The sequence below is a fragment of the Prevotella sp. 10(H) genome (assembly GCF_000711235.1).
Lineage (GTDB): Bacteria > Bacteroidota > Bacteroidia > Bacteroidales > Dysgonomonadaceae > Dysgonomonas.
In genome coordinates this window covers 754,077-767,517 of sequence record NZ_JOMI01000007.1, presented here as the reverse complement: position 1 = coordinate 767,517, position 13,441 = coordinate 754,077, and the positions used below count along the sequence as shown (strand labels likewise).

The following is a 13,441-nucleotide window of genomic DNA, read 5'->3' as shown; positions in this document are numbered from 1 at the left end:
CCCGTCCTAAAATAGGTTTACAGGATTTATATTAAAATAGTATAAGAACCGATGGATTTATGTTCATTGGTTTTTTGTTTCAGATGGATAAAGTTAGGCGTTTTCATATTCAGAGCCAAATGTGGTCTTTTATTGTTATAAATATCAATAGATTGTTTAATTAACAGGCTTAATTGCTGATAGTTATTGCATTTTGTAAATAAGAACTCATGTTTTAGTATTCCATTAATTCTCTCAGCCAGTGCATTTTGATAGCAATCATAGCCATCAGTCATCGATGGAGTAATTTTATTCTTAGCTAATATTTTCTGATATAATTCAGAGCAATATTGTAATCCCCTATCAGAGTGATGAATCAAAGGGTTATGGTAAACTCTAGTCTTTATCGCCATTTTCAGAGCTTTAGATACACTTTGTGCACCCAAATCATTACTTAGATGATATCCAACTATTTTTCTGGAACAGGCATCAGTAATCAAAGACAGATAATGTGTCTTTTGTTTTGATTTAATATAGGTTATATCACTCACAAAAACCTGTTCGGGGCGATAGACAATCATATCCTTTAACAGGTTGGGATGTTTATGTAGCCAATGTTTTGACATAGTAGTCTTGGTATATGACCGAACAGGACTTATTAACATTTTATTGGCCCTGAGGATACTGAATAGTTTATCTCTGCCAATATTCAAAGAAGAACCCAACAGGTAATATAATTTGCGAGTTCCAAGTCTGGGCATAGCCACTCGAACATCCTGAACTTTGGATATAACATACTCGCCATAAGCTTGTTTCTGCTTAGCTCTGTCAACTCGTTTATAATAAGCCTGTCGGCTGATCCCGAAGACATCACATGAATAAATCATGGTTGCTGTCCTTTCTTCTTTGAAGCGTTCGATGCTTCGGGTACAGACTTTTTTCGGACGGGAATATTAAACTCTTTTTCGGCTATGTCGATCATAATATCAAACATGATTGCCTTATCCTGTTGAAATTCAAGCTGCTTCTCTAAACTCGCCTTTTGCTTTTCAAGCAGACGAACTTTAGCTTCCAGTTCCATTAACCGTTGTTCAGGAGTCTTTTCCATAGTAAATTTGACTTGTAATTCTCGGTCTAAGGTACCAAATTTTCTGAGCCAAGTGCGAATTGTGCTGGTTGATTGAATGCCATACTTGAGAGCTGCTTGAGTTAAGTTGAGCTCTCGGGATTCAATTTCTTGAACCACTTGAAGTTTAAAAGATAGGCTGTAGTCTTTTTGAGTACGTTTGACATAATACTCATTTTCTTGATGTTCCATAATAAGTTGTTTTTGTTGTAAACCTATTTTAGGACGGGACAAATAAAAAAAACTGTTCAAAATACAATTGAGCAGTTTTTTTCGTTTCATTATAACATTAACATAAATATGATATATTTACGTTTTAATCCGGAGATGAAGTAACATTAACAAAATTAACCTATGAAAAAAGCAATCTACACACTCTTGCTATCATTATTAGCTGGAGTATTATTTCCTTTGCATGCCCAGGAAAATTCACAATCGGTAAGAAGAACCGTTAGAAAAAGTTCTGATAATCAAAAAGTAGACGATGCTATTGTCTATCGGGATTTTCGGTTTGCGGTAGGAGGCGGTTATGCCCATCGGCTGGGTAAAACATTAAGAACAGGGGATGCTGCTGTAGATAAAATTACAGATGAATTAAAAAACGGGTTTAATATCGATATGGAAGGGCAATACTTTTTTAAAGAACATTTTGGATTGGGACTCAACATCTATTATAACCGGCAGACAGCAAGTGGGTCGGGTATTCTCACCAGTGGAGATATTCTAATAAATAATGCGAAAGAACATACAACTTTTATCTATGTCGGGCCTACTGCAAACCTTCGTTACAACTTAGGTGAAACCTTTACTTTATATATGAGTATGGGTATAGGCCCCGTATTCTTCAAAGACGAGGCAAATATGGATGGAGGCATTTATACTATGAATAAAACAGCTTTTGGTTCATACGCATCCATTTCGGGAGATTATAATATTAATCACTATATTGGATTAGGATTGAAATTATCTGCAGGAGGAGGAACCGTTTCAGGAAAAGATTTCGGACAAAAGGATCGATTGAGCTTATCCAACTTTATGGTAACTGCTTATGTTAGCTTTCGTGCTTCAAAATAAACTATTTCGAAACTAAAAAGAATTTTACCATGATCAAACATCTTTTATTTTTCGTTTTATTATCCTTTTCCTTAGCTTCTCTTGCTCAGGAACCTCAGGTCGAAATAATAAAACCAGCAGAAGGAAAAAGTATGGTATACTTTATAAGGACATCCTCTGTCGGAGCATTAATAAATTTTTCCATATATGACGGAGAAGAATTGGTCGGAAAATTAAAACCCGGAAAATTCGTTGCTTATGAATGTGAACCCGGCTATCATGTATTTATTGGCAAAAGCGAGAATACCGACTATGTGGAAGCTAATCTGGAAGCTGGAAAAGTCTATGTAATAGATGCTCAGGCCAAAATGGGAGCCTTAAAAGCCCGCATTAAACTCTCTCCTTTAGATAAAAACTCAAAGAAGCACGAAAAAGAAAAGAAAAACTTCCTGAAACTGATTGCTAAAAACAAAGGGGAAATAGTATCTATAGAAGATGAAACTGAAGTTAACAATGAATACAGTGATGCTTCACCAGGCAAAACAATGAAAAAATTTCAGGAAAAGAAAGAAAAGAACGATAAGATAAACCAACTAACTACAGATATGTATATAGATACTGATCTATGACACGGGCAACTGCAAATATTTTGAAATAGTAGTGACCAAAAATTTTGATAAAATAAAAAATGGTTATATATTTGCAGACGCTAACGCGAAAGTAGCTCAGTTGGTAGAGCACGACCTTGCCAAGGTCGGGGTCGCGGGTTCGAATCCCGTCTTTCGCTCTAATGTGACAAAGGTCACATTTTTTGTTTAAAAGTAGGCGCACGTGGTGGAATTGGTAGACACGCTACTTTGAGGGGGTAGTGCCGGTAACGGTGTGTGAGTTCAAATCTCGTCGTGCGCACAAAGGATTTCAAGGAATTGGAGTCCTTTTTTATTTTTTATGACTTGGAATACATCTTCTACGATTTAATATTCTTCTATAAACCTTTTCTATAAAAATTATTGCGGACACCTTATAGGTCACAGTTGATTTTTCCAGTAAAAAGAGTATTAACTGCAATAAAAATGACGATTATATAATAATCTTTATTTATCTTGCTATTATATTTAAAATGCCCAATATCTGATTAATACTTTATTTTATGAAAACAAAAATCTTAATCGCCCTGTTTCTCTGTTTTAGTTCAGTACTTTTCTCTCAAAATACTCCGTTTAAGAACTGGCTGCAGGAAAATACCATTGCCACTACATTTATTACAAAATCGATGTTGAATATGACTCCAGATATGCAGATTGGATCTATAAATATTAACGAATTGAATAATTCTCTTGAACAGGTAGAAATTTACACGAACGACAAAACCACAAAGCCCTTTATTTCAGGTAATTTTATGAAAACTGATGCAGAAGGAATAGCAAGTACACAAGGCTATGATTTGACGCTAAAGATGAATGTAGACAATAGAGATATAATTATTTATACAAAAAAATCAGCAAAAGACGAGAGCCTAATTTCAGACTTTATCATGATAACTTCTTACTTCACAGGAAATGACTACAATGACACAAAAAGAAAATGCACCATTGTGAGATTGTTGGGAGAATTCAAACCTGATGATATACAAAAAATGACAGAAAGAAAATAATCATTGTTTATAAATATTTTCCTTGCTGTAGTGCGAATAAATTTCATTTAATATACAGGATATTCAAAAAATGTATTAATTTTACACCACCAATTGCGAAAGTAGCTCAGTTGGTAGAGCACGACCTTCCCAAGGTCGGGGTCGCGGGTTCGAGCCCCGTTTTTCGCTCGAAAAAATAAAGGCGCATGTGGCGTAATTGGTAGCCGCGCTGTCTTCAGGTGGCAGTGACCTACGGTCGTGGGGGTTCGAGTCCCTTCATGCGCACCGAGAGCGACAAATTAAAGAAATCTTTAATTTGTCGCTTTTAATTTATATTGTAATTAATTTTTCATTATTCTTCAGATATTCAGTCAAGAACTGCCTCATATATCTTACATTTACGCCCATTTTTAGTAAAACCTCCGAAACGTTAAAATTATCACAACAATCCTTACAGGCTTCCACCGATATTCCATTTTGCAGCATTTCCAAAACTTCTGTTTGAACCTGTGTATCATTTCCTACAAGTTTTACGGAAGCACCCCATAAGATAACATTGACTTCTTTCCACCAACCTCTTTTTTTAGAATTGATAGCATACATAGAGATCATATTAAATATAGTATCTTTATTATCAGTAGTCCATAATATATTTATCTTTTCCATAACTTAAAAAGTCAATATTAGTTTTTATTATTTCTTTAATTAAGAATCAAATTTATCATCAATGATTCTATCTAAAATAGGATGTTTGATTTATAATAGAGATATATTCGTTTCTTATTGCATAATATATCCTCAGTTCCCCATTATAATATTACAAAAATACAAATTTTGATTTTGCGAATGGTGAAACCCATATAAAAGCCCCTGAAAGATTATCTTTCAAGGGCTTTTATATTAAACAACTTTAATCCTATTTACTCTTCTTTTTCGCAGTAGGTTTCGATGCCATATCCTCAAGTTGATTTTCACTCATACCATCTGCTACTTTTTTCACTTCTTCACTGGGCTTCTTATTCTCTCCTCTTTTATAAGAAAGGGCAGCACCCATCAACCGTCTTTGTTTCTCACTTTTTGCAGGCATAATATCTAATTATTACTGATTAATAAATTCGAAGCTGTCTTCTATAACTTTCGCACCCTGAATATCAAGGTTTTTCTTTTCTATTTTCCCATCCTTTGAAATAGCAATTTGATACTTAATACTTATCGAATTCTTACATCTTAAGCAATCATACTTCAATTCCCAAACGGACTCACCTTCATCATTAGTCTTTTCTGTTTCAATGAACTTTACGTCTTCTTTCAGAAAATCATAAGTTTTCCCGCACCTTTCGCAAGCAATAGTCAATTTTCCATTTACTTCCATATTGATATTTTTTAAAGTGATTACAATTATTTAGTTAACAATAATTTCAAATCAAAGGTTTGATTATAATCTAAATAATTACATATCTCTTTCAAAATCAATACAATCCATATAAATGACTTTGAGATAATTTACTATATAATAAAAAAATAGACTTCCTAAATGGGAGGTCTATTTTAATAAATTCACATTATTTTAATTAGTAAGTTTCAATCTTATTAAAAAGCTTTTAAATTATCCGCAATAAAAATAAGTTTTCACCAACTCCTGCATTTTTCCTGAATTATTCTCCAGTTCCTCCCGCAAAGAAGCGTCGTTATAAGATTCCAGCTTGTTTATTATACCATCTATAAATCCCGGACTGAAAACGTTAAACTCTTCGTATGCGGCACGCTGTTCCCGCAATTTCTCAGCTGAGGCCATACAACTGTCAGGTAAATGTTCAAGGTTAGCGGTCTGCTCTTTATATTCGGCACGATGTATATTGACATTCACATATGTGCGCTCAGCTATTTCCAATGCATCCCGCCGTTCAAAACCAATGCGGCAGGCTACCGCAAGCCCTGCCAACAACTGATAAACATCTGCCGACCCGTCAGGCGAACGCATTTCTACGGTTTGTTTCTGTAAGCTGCTAACGTCAATAGGTTTTTCTAAAGGGTTTACTTGAGATGACATATCTTTCTTTGATGTCCATCCTAATGGCACACGGACTAGTACCGATCTGTTGCGGTCACCCCAGCAGACACTGGTAGGCGCTTCCTGATTAGGAACTAACCTTAAGTACGAACTTGGATTGGTATTGCCGAATGCGGTAATTGACGGAGCCAAAAGCATCATTCCTGCGATAGCTTTTTTTGCGGTTTTGGACAATACACCATTTTCAAGCATCTGGTTCTTACCGTCTTTCATTATCTGCATATGGACATGCATCCCTGACCCTGCTTTTCCTACAGTAATTTTAGGTGCAAAAGTAACGTCTACTCCATACTCATAAGCAAGATTCCGGATTATCCATTTTGCCAAAACTAACTGATCGGCAGCATCTTCTGCATTGGTCGGTAAGAATTCGATCTCGTTTTGCTCATAGATCTTGCCATCTTGTGTAAAGTTCCCTACTTCGGAATGCCCGTATTTGACTTGCCCGCCTGTCTGTGCAATATATTGCATACACATCATGCGAAATTGATTATATTTTGCAAATGGACCCGATTCATGGTAACCTTTCTGATCGGTGGCTGCAAAAGCTTCATCGTCATCAGATATTACATAATATTCCAGTTCTCCCATCGCTTCGAAAGTCATTCCTGTCACCTCTGTAAAAGCTTTAGACGCTTTATGCAGCGTATATTCCGGAGAATTATCAAGGCGATCGCCGTCTTTATTGAAGTATGAACATAAAAAGCACATGGTCGGCAATTCCGAGAATGGATCTATAAAAGCAGTACGAAAACGGGGTACAACATATAAATCGCTACTTCCGGCTTCTATGAAAGGAAACAAACTTGAACCGTCGACCCTCTCACCATAAGATAGAATAATATCCAGGTACTCGCTATCGTTGACAACAAAGTTCAATGTCTTTAATCGACCATCAGCAGCCGGATACATAAAATTTACCATCTTCACATCGTTCTCTTCAATGTATTTAATGATATCTGCCTTTGTTAATTCCGATGCCGGTTTTCCTATTGCTTCTGTCAATGGTTTAGTGTACATTTTTGGTTCTGTTTCCATAGCTGTTAAGTGTTATTGGTTTAGTTAATTTTAAATCAAAACTACGAATATAATAATTAGACACGAACAGGCATACTAAAAAGCCGGAATATCTAAATAAAAAAGCAATACCCTTTGGAATATCGCTTCTATACTTTATATCATTTTCCTTTAAAAGAAGGATCAATATTAATTATCTCTCACACAGCGTATAGACTGTGTATATGTCTTAGCCAACGTTACATTGTGCATTGCCACATTGCCGTAATCGAGATATAATCTGTAAGCATCAGTCGTACTTGTAGCTGTTGATGTCCACCACTGGCCATATTGACGTATCTCGTTGAAAACACCAGTATTTGTACGTCGCCCTCCTGGCAATCCGGTAAAGCCACTCACATTGTTATTATTATTCAGATTACTCCATAATGTATTTGCTTTCATCTTACCTCCGGCATCCGGTCTGAGATATTCATATATAGTAACAAAATCATTATTGACAGGTACATGCCAGCCATCAGGGCAGATGCCTCTTGCATCTGTTGCAACAGCCCATGTATAAAGTCCTCCGTAAATTTCTTTATTCGTAATATCATTATTGTAATAATAGTACGTAAGATCTGAGCCATCACGGTAATGCTCTGTTTTCAGATTTTCCGACATCCAGTACTGATTGCTTACCTTGACTATCGAATATTCATTGTTGTCAACATCATGCAGGACATACGGAGATAAAGCCAATATACTGATTGCGTTATCATTGGCTATACTAATTCCAGTTTCGGTTATTTCTACTTTATTTATCAGTGCACGTCCACCAGCCGTATATGAACTGATAGCATTACTGGTATTGAATGATACCGAACCGCCATGCACATTTGCCGTATTAAGATCATATTCATTTGTCGACATATTACGGTTACGATTATAAACACGGGCAATTAATGCATTAGTACGAACAGGAAGCCCATCGCTGCCAATTTTATATACAACTATAGCCGGATAGTCTACCGTACCGGTCCTATATACATATTCCCTGCTTATCTCCGCCAATGGTATACCATTGTCATATACTCTGTATACAAGAGATTGATTCCAGTCGATGTCTGCTAAATCGACTACTTTCGGTAAAGGCTTCCCTATTTCACCATGAATTACATCAGATGGTTCCCAATCAGTAATTTCACCGACTGCTACGGAAATTCCCGTACTTGTAATTGTAATATTAAAAGTACGCTCTTTTCCTGATTCCAGTTCAATTATATTCGTAGGTGAATAATTATATCGCGTTCCGGTCGTAGGAAAATCTACACGAATAAAAGGGCTACCACTCGCAACGGTTTGCGGAATAACAATAGCTTCAGCACTCATACTATAGCCCAAAGCCGCACTGGAATGACGGTATGTAAATATTTTGGGACGTGTATCTTGTTCGGAGACAGTTACTCTACCTGTAGAAAGGTCAATGATTGATTTATCTTTCAAATTCAATATACTGACTATTGCAGACTGAAAGTCCTCATCCGAAATATTGATTATAGACCGGACGTTGATCCTGACTTTGCTCAGCTTATGTGAAAATAGCAGGTCTATAGGATCTCTTGTCGGAGCTACGGAAGTTACCTCAGACCAAAGGAAGTCACTATTTGTATATCCGGCTTGTGTCCGCTGGTCTGCCTGAACAGAGAACTCAGCTGCATGTGGATCGGGGCTCCCGAATCCGTCCATATAAGGATAATAAGAAAATATATCAACATTCCGCTCAGGATTAGGCCAAGGAATTTTGATACCGTTATTTGTCAGCCAGCTTGTACCGTTGTATGTATGTTCTACATTTACAGCATAATTCGATGTGCCTATGTCACCCGGTATAGTACCGGCTTCATCTGTATATGGCACTACAAATACTCCTATCTTATCTCCTGTATCGAAATTATTCCCGCTTATACGTGCCGGAGAATGTTCTACCTTCGGAAATAAGGTAATATATTCTGTTTCCGGCTGCCTGTCATCATCGTCATCATTCGAACAACTCCAGAACAAGACAGCGGAGACCAATAATATATATATGGGTATATTTTTTATTCCAATCATAATCTTCTGTTTATAGTTGCGTCACCAACTGTCAGGTTAAATGTATAGAGGCTTTGAGGCTTTATTACAATTTCCGTTTCGGTCACATATTGTAAAATTTCCGTTCCGTTGTTCACCGTAAATAAAGGTGTACCGGAAGGTATTGTTTGTGGTAAAATAATCGCATTATAGGTAATATCAAATCCCGGTTTTGTATTCAGGTTTACAAATGGCTTTATTGCTTCTGTTCCTGAAACCGGAGTTACAGAACCTACCCGTAAATTTATTGTCGCATTTGTTTTTGTATTGTAAATTGTCAAATCGGGTTCCCATGTGATTTCCTGAGCATCATTGAACTTCAGATTGATTTCACATCGGCTCATCAAATGCCGGAAAATAATTATTGCCCGGTTGTTGGAAGCAGAAAGCTGTTCGGTTTTCCCCCATAAAAAATCATTTTCCTCGGAAGATATTCTTTGGTCGGGTTGAATAGAAAAGGGATAAGCTGTAAGATCAGTTTTACCGGAAGCGCTGCTCATCTCTTCATCATATGGATAATATACATACAAATCACTGTAATTATCTTCCAGGAAAATATCTTTTCCGGGCTCTGCATACCAAAAGGAATTATCATAAGTATATTTTATATTAGTCGCACGGGCAGTGGATGCATTACCCAATATTCCGGGAGAGCCATTGGCATAATCAACCAAATATAAGCCTATATTGTCTCCTTGGTTAAATTCCTCCTTGGCTATTCTCGTACTTTCTATAGATATATTCAATACAAGTTTCTGCGGATCGGAATCACAATCGTCCGATGTACAGCCAGCCAGTAATAATATACCAAGAGACAAGACTAACCAGTTTATTTTCATATCAAATCAATATTTTAAATAATCACAGGCAAAAGATTGCATTATCTTTCACCCATGATCATTATATGTAATATATTTATTCAGGTGTACCTTCTCCTTCTGTATCGTCAGTAGCAAGCCAATCCTCAATTTTAGAAGTAACACTCAGACCGTTATCCCTTATAGTTATCCGGTAATTATACTTCTTTCCCGTTTCAAAATTTATATCAGCAGAAGGTGTATAAAGGAAATTTGTAGCCCCAAGTGTAAATCGGAATAATGGTTTACCTACTGCCGAAGAAAATAATTGAGGTACTATTATTGCGGATATACCTGTCACAGTCGTTTCACCGGAAGTACCGGCACGCACTCCATATGGATTGATTGTTGTAGGAGAAGAGGTAGAAGCAGACAATACGCCGTCTGACAGACTCATGTTTATCTGACTTTCCACATTCAGTATCTCAATTGCATTTAACTGTGTCAAATCTCCTCCGGGGCCTTGTATTACTTCAAATGTTATCTTCGATAATTTATGTGCAAAAATCAGGCCAATTGCTCTTGTTGATTTCTCAACCTCTTCGCTCTTTGTATAAAGCAAATCCGAATTAAGGAAGTCAGTGATAAGGGACTGGTTCTGTTTCACCTCAAAACCTAAAGTATTGGATAAACTGTTATTAACCGAGTAAGGATGAATCGCATAAAAATCTACCTTTGAATTATCCAAAGGATAATACAATGTATTTTCACTGCCATAAGAATAGGTAAAATTTCCACTGCCGTCTGCTGTAAGAATAGCATTATTATATACTATATCTGCTGCATTGCCTGCCTTAGTTACAAAGAAACTTACCTGCTGACCTGCCGCTATCTGTGTATCCTGACGGGTTTCTCTCGGTTCGACTACTAATTTACTATTTAAGGAAATAGGTACCAACTGGTTATCCAGATTGTCATCATCATCGCTGGAACATGCCGCAAAGAGAATTGCCAATATAGATAGAACAAAAATCTTCTTCATATTTTGCTTAGTTTACTGAAGTTTATAAATCAATTACAATTCACATAATTAACACCTTAGGCATTGCTTTTGTTTAGAATCAAACTGGTACAAAAAAGAATAAAGCCCACTTCGATCGGAAGGAGGCTTCATTTTTCATTAACTAAACTCTTAGAACTTTCTTACATATGGAAAACAATAGAATTGACCAATCCTATATTTTTATTTTCGGTTTATACATATCACTTGCCGTCAGTCCACATTCATTTTTCATATAGATACTGTATTCGAGTTTACTCACTTCCGGCGTTACATTATTCGATCCGAAAGTGAATTTTACGCCTGCGGCTTTGGCCTTCATTATAATTGCTTTGTTCGGTATCTGGTAAAGTTCATTTATTTCCAATGCTTTACCGCTCTTTGCCAATGCATCAACAAATTTATCCATTCGTGCTTCCGTCCAGAATTCATCATAACGTTGATCCATAGGCTCAGGTAGGAAACAAGGATTTACATATATATCGACCGGTTCCTGCAATACATCACATATTTTATCTACAATCATATCCATATATTCCTGCTCATTCTCTATCCATGTTTCTTCTTTAATCCAAAGACGAGTCCGACGTCCTTTTTTGTCTGTAAATGTCAATGCATCGGTAAATACGAAATCAAATTCATCACGTGCTTCCTGCGAAAAAGTAGTTAGCCATTCCCTTCCTTCTGCCTGCATAGCCAAAATAAACGGCTCTGTACGCATGGTTTTAAGAAAATCGTATATTCCTTTATCATCGGTGATCGGGAAGCCTATGCCGCAATTAGGTGCTATGGCATAATTAATTCCCAGTTTACGCGATTGTTTTGCAGCATTTTCTTTTGTCAGTCCACCTTTCAGATGTACGTGATAATCAAGTACAGGAAAATCTTCCTGATGCAGACGAATAATATCATCTGATTGCTCATCTTTAGCAACTTCAAGTTGGGCAGGAATGTTTATAATTTTCCTATCCAATGCTTCTACATGGATATTTTTAAATTGTATGGCGCCTAATCCTGTACTAACTAATGAAAATGTTCCCTGAGAAAGAATTGAGCGTATATTTTTCTCTGTTCTGAAAGGTCGTGAAGGCTCGATATATTCAACAACCGGCTCGTCATTTATCCTTACTGTTACCGATTGACCTTCAACGCGAATGTTCATCTTAAACCATTCATTTTCTTTCACAAAACTTTTTGTTAGATTACGAACCGACATAAGGCTGCCAGTCATTCTCCACCAAACAGGGTCGAGCCTGTCATTATTGATCGCAACACGGTGTCCCTTACCTTCAGAATCGGTATGGAAAGCGATATATCCTTTTCCGCCTGTTGTGGTACGTAAATCCATGCACAGATCGAAATCTTGGTATTCGGCGTTTTTCAATACAGCATAAGATTGCTCCCCTTTTAGAGAAAAGATGCTGTCTTTCATAGTGACATTGCCTGATGTGTCCCAGTATTTATTTGCAAATCCATTGAATAGATCTTTACTCTTCGAGGAATCGCAAGAAGAAAGAAAGAATGAGCAAAGGCAGATTAATATAGCGAAAGCCTTATTCATAGTTTTTATTATTACAGATGCTTGTTTTATGCAAAAAACAGGAAGCAAAGGCTGTATGTCTGGTGAACGAAATACCTCTGCTTCCTGTACAAATATATTATTTAGCGTAAGAAGTCTTAACGAAAGGCGCTTGCTGTAAATAATCATTGCTTATTTTAAGGCAATCTTCTATAGAAGTAGTATATCCTTCAAATTCTACTACGATATCTTTTACTCCAGCTGTATCAGCATTTTTGAATATTGCATCAAAGCCTACCATTCCACTCTGACCGATTTCCCTATGGTCTTTGATATGGAGCATTTTGAATCTGCCCGGATATTTCTTAAAATAATCTACAGGGCTACTCTTACCTATAACAGTCCAATACACATCCATTTCAATAAAAACATATTCAGGATTTGTATTTTCTATCATATAGTCTAACATTTTCACCTGATCTTCTACCTTTTCATATTCATGAGCATGATTATGATATCCGTATTGTAATCCATATTCTTTACACATTTTGCCCACCTGATTGTAGTAGTCGCAATATGTTTTTAAGTCTTTCACTGTTTTAGGTATTTCCAGCCACGGAGTTACGATATATTTCATTCCGGCTGCCTTGTGCGCCTTAATAGCAGTATCCCACCATTTCAACGATTCGGTAAAATCTCCGGAAGCTAATTCTTCAGCAGATAACCCTTTAGTACAATGAGATGATAAAACTTTCATGCCCGCAGATTCTACATCTTTCTTAAATTCTTCAGGAGTACGGTTGTAAAACATGCCGTTATTATAGCCGGCTGCTTCAACTGCCGTATATCCTGTTGCTCCAAGCAACTTTAATACCGCTATGTATCCGCTATTGGACTTGCCCGGTTCATTAGCATCGCTTTTTATCCTTTCTCTTACAGAATAAAGCTGAATAGCTATATCTTTTTTCCCCTTTCCTTTATTCTGAGCCAAAACAGCTACAGGAGATAAGAAAGTAATGCATGCGAATATTACCGCAAAAAATAATTTGTTTCTCATTATATGTTTATTTATTG

The 13,441-nt window shown here is 36.6% G+C and carries 13 protein-coding genes and 4 tRNA genes; 7 read left to right on the top strand and 10 right to left on the bottom strand.

All coding sequences use genetic code 11. The features are described from left to right. Positions 1 to 26: 26 nt before the first annotated feature. Positions 27 to 1,297 (bottom strand): IS3 family transposase gene (locus K348_RS0114790; protein WP_231496770.1). Its coding sequence is split into 2 segments (ribosomal slippage): positions 27 to 922 and positions 922 to 1,297, totalling 1,272 coding nucleotides; the frame shifts between segments, so codons are not numbered across the junction. Between the two features lie 162 nt (positions 1,298 to 1,459). Between K348_RS0114790 and K348_RS0114780 the strand changes: the two genes are divergently transcribed. The 7 genes from K348_RS0114780 (at position 1,460) to K348_RS0114750 (ending at position 4,076) form a co-directional block, all read left to right on the top strand. Next, positions 1,460 to 2,179 (top strand): outer membrane beta-barrel protein, encoded by a 720-nt coding sequence (locus tag K348_RS0114780; RefSeq protein ID WP_029906058.1) that lies wholly within the window; start codon positions 1,460 to 1,462, stop codon positions 2,177 to 2,179. 29 nt (positions 2,180 to 2,208) lie between these two features. Further along, complete coding sequence (locus K348_RS0114775; RefSeq protein WP_029906056.1) at positions 2,209 to 2,787, top strand: hypothetical protein; 579 nt, start codon at positions 2,209 to 2,211, stop codon at positions 2,785 to 2,787. Between the two features lie 85 nt (positions 2,788 to 2,872). After that, positions 2,873 to 2,945: transfer RNA gene (locus K348_RS0114770), tRNA-Gly, on the top strand. 38 nt (positions 2,946 to 2,983) lie between these two features. Continuing rightward, positions 2,984 to 3,067: transfer RNA gene (locus tag K348_RS0114765), tRNA-Leu, on the top strand. Between the two features lie 241 nt (positions 3,068 to 3,308). Then, a complete protein-coding gene (locus K348_RS0114760; RefSeq protein WP_029906054.1) occupies positions 3,309 to 3,812 on the top strand; it encodes a DUF4252 domain-containing protein in 504 nt (167 codons plus the stop codon). 95 nt (positions 3,813 to 3,907) lie between these two features. Further along, positions 3,908 to 3,980 (top strand) — tRNA-Gly (locus K348_RS0114755). Between the two features lie 13 nt (positions 3,981 to 3,993). Continuing rightward, positions 3,994 to 4,076, top strand: a tRNA-Leu gene (locus K348_RS0114750). 45 nt (positions 4,077 to 4,121) lie between these two features. Here K348_RS0114750 and K348_RS0114745 read toward each other — a convergent pair. The 9 genes from K348_RS0114745 to K348_RS0114705 all read right to left on the bottom strand — a co-directional run bounded on the left by K348_RS0114745 (position 4,122) and on the right by K348_RS0114705 (position 13,424). Beyond that, positions 4,122 to 4,457, bottom strand: coding sequence for a hypothetical protein (locus K348_RS0114745; RefSeq protein ID WP_029906052.1), 336 nt, complete (start codon positions 4,455 to 4,457; stop codon positions 4,122 to 4,124). Between the two features lie 250 nt (positions 4,458 to 4,707). Further along, positions 4,708 to 4,878: a DUF3008 family protein gene (locus tag K348_RS19070; protein WP_081852588.1), complete on the bottom strand. Its 171-nt coding sequence runs from the start codon at positions 4,876 to 4,878 to the stop codon at positions 4,708 to 4,710. Between the two features lie 12 nt (positions 4,879 to 4,890). Further along, on the bottom strand, positions 4,891 to 5,163 hold the full coding sequence (locus tag K348_RS0114735; protein WP_029906050.1) for a hypothetical protein: 273 nt from the start codon (positions 5,161 to 5,163) through the stop codon (positions 4,891 to 4,893). 234 nt (positions 5,164 to 5,397) lie between these two features. Beyond that, positions 5,398 to 6,900, bottom strand: coding sequence for a glutamine synthetase family protein (locus K348_RS0114730; protein WP_029906048.1), 1,503 nt, complete (start codon positions 6,898 to 6,900; stop codon positions 5,398 to 5,400). A gap of 168 nt (positions 6,901 to 7,068) precedes the next feature. Then, positions 7,069 to 8,973 carry a fimbrillin family protein gene (locus tag K348_RS0114725; RefSeq protein WP_029906046.1) on the bottom strand — a complete coding sequence of 635 codons (1,905 nt, stop codon included), beginning with the start codon at positions 8,971 to 8,973 and terminating at the stop codon, positions 7,069 to 7,071. After that, on the bottom strand, positions 8,970 to 9,830 hold the full coding sequence (locus K348_RS0114720) for a fimbrillin family protein (RefSeq protein ID WP_029906044.1): 861 nt from the start codon (positions 9,828 to 9,830) through the stop codon (positions 8,970 to 8,972). Before K348_RS0114720 ends, K348_RS0114725 begins: the two co-directional genes overlap by 4 nt. A 76-nt stretch (positions 9,831 to 9,906) precedes the next feature. Continuing rightward, positions 9,907 to 10,830, bottom strand: coding sequence for a fimbrillin family protein (locus K348_RS0114715; protein WP_029906042.1), 924 nt, complete (start codon positions 10,828 to 10,830; stop codon positions 9,907 to 9,909). 193 nt (positions 10,831 to 11,023) lie between these two features. Beyond that, complete coding sequence (locus tag K348_RS0114710) at positions 11,024 to 12,409, bottom strand: DUF1080 domain-containing protein (RefSeq protein WP_029906040.1); 1,386 nt, start codon at positions 12,407 to 12,409, stop codon at positions 11,024 to 11,026. Between the two features lie 97 nt (positions 12,410 to 12,506). Then, positions 12,507 to 13,424 (bottom strand): sugar phosphate isomerase/epimerase, encoded by a 918-nt coding sequence (locus tag K348_RS0114705; RefSeq protein ID WP_029906038.1) that lies wholly within the window; start codon positions 13,422 to 13,424, stop codon positions 12,507 to 12,509. Positions 13,425 to 13,441 lie beyond the last annotated feature (17 nt).

Coding starts and splice junctions, on each gene's coding strand:
- K348_RS0114780 (WP_029906058.1), top strand. CDS start 1,460: ATGAAAAAAGCAATCTACACACTCTTGCTATCATTATTAGCTGGAGTA.
- K348_RS0114775 (WP_029906056.1), top strand. CDS start 2,209: ATGATCAAACATCTTTTATTTTTCGTTTTATTATCCTTTTCCTTAGCT.
- K348_RS0114760 (WP_029906054.1), top strand. CDS start 3,309: ATGAAAACAAAAATCTTAATCGCCCTGTTTCTCTGTTTTAGTTCAGTA.
- K348_RS0114745 (WP_029906052.1), bottom strand. CDS start 4,457: ATGGAAAAGATAAATATATTATGGACTACTGATAATAAAGATACTATA.
- K348_RS19070 (WP_081852588.1), bottom strand. CDS start 4,878: ATGCCTGCAAAAAGTGAGAAACAAAGACGGTTGATGGGTGCTGCCCTT.
- K348_RS0114735 (WP_029906050.1), bottom strand. CDS start 5,163: ATGGAAGTAAATGGAAAATTGACTATTGCTTGCGAAAGGTGCGGGAAA.
- K348_RS0114730 (WP_029906048.1), bottom strand. CDS start 6,900: ATGGAAACAGAACCAAAAATGTACACTAAACCATTGACAGAAGCAATA.
- K348_RS0114725 (WP_029906046.1), bottom strand. CDS start 8,973: ATGATTGGAATAAAAAATATACCCATATATATATTATTGGTCTCCGCT.
- K348_RS0114720 (WP_029906044.1), bottom strand. CDS start 9,830: ATGAAAATAAACTGGTTAGTCTTGTCTCTTGGTATATTATTACTGGCT.
- K348_RS0114715 (WP_029906042.1), bottom strand. CDS start 10,830: ATGAAGAAGATTTTTGTTCTATCTATATTGGCAATTCTCTTTGCGGCA.
- K348_RS0114710 (WP_029906040.1), bottom strand. CDS start 12,409: ATGAATAAGGCTTTCGCTATATTAATCTGCCTTTGCTCATTCTTTCTT.
- K348_RS0114705 (WP_029906038.1), bottom strand. CDS start 13,424: ATGAGAAACAAATTATTTTTTGCGGTAATATTCGCATGCATTACTTTC.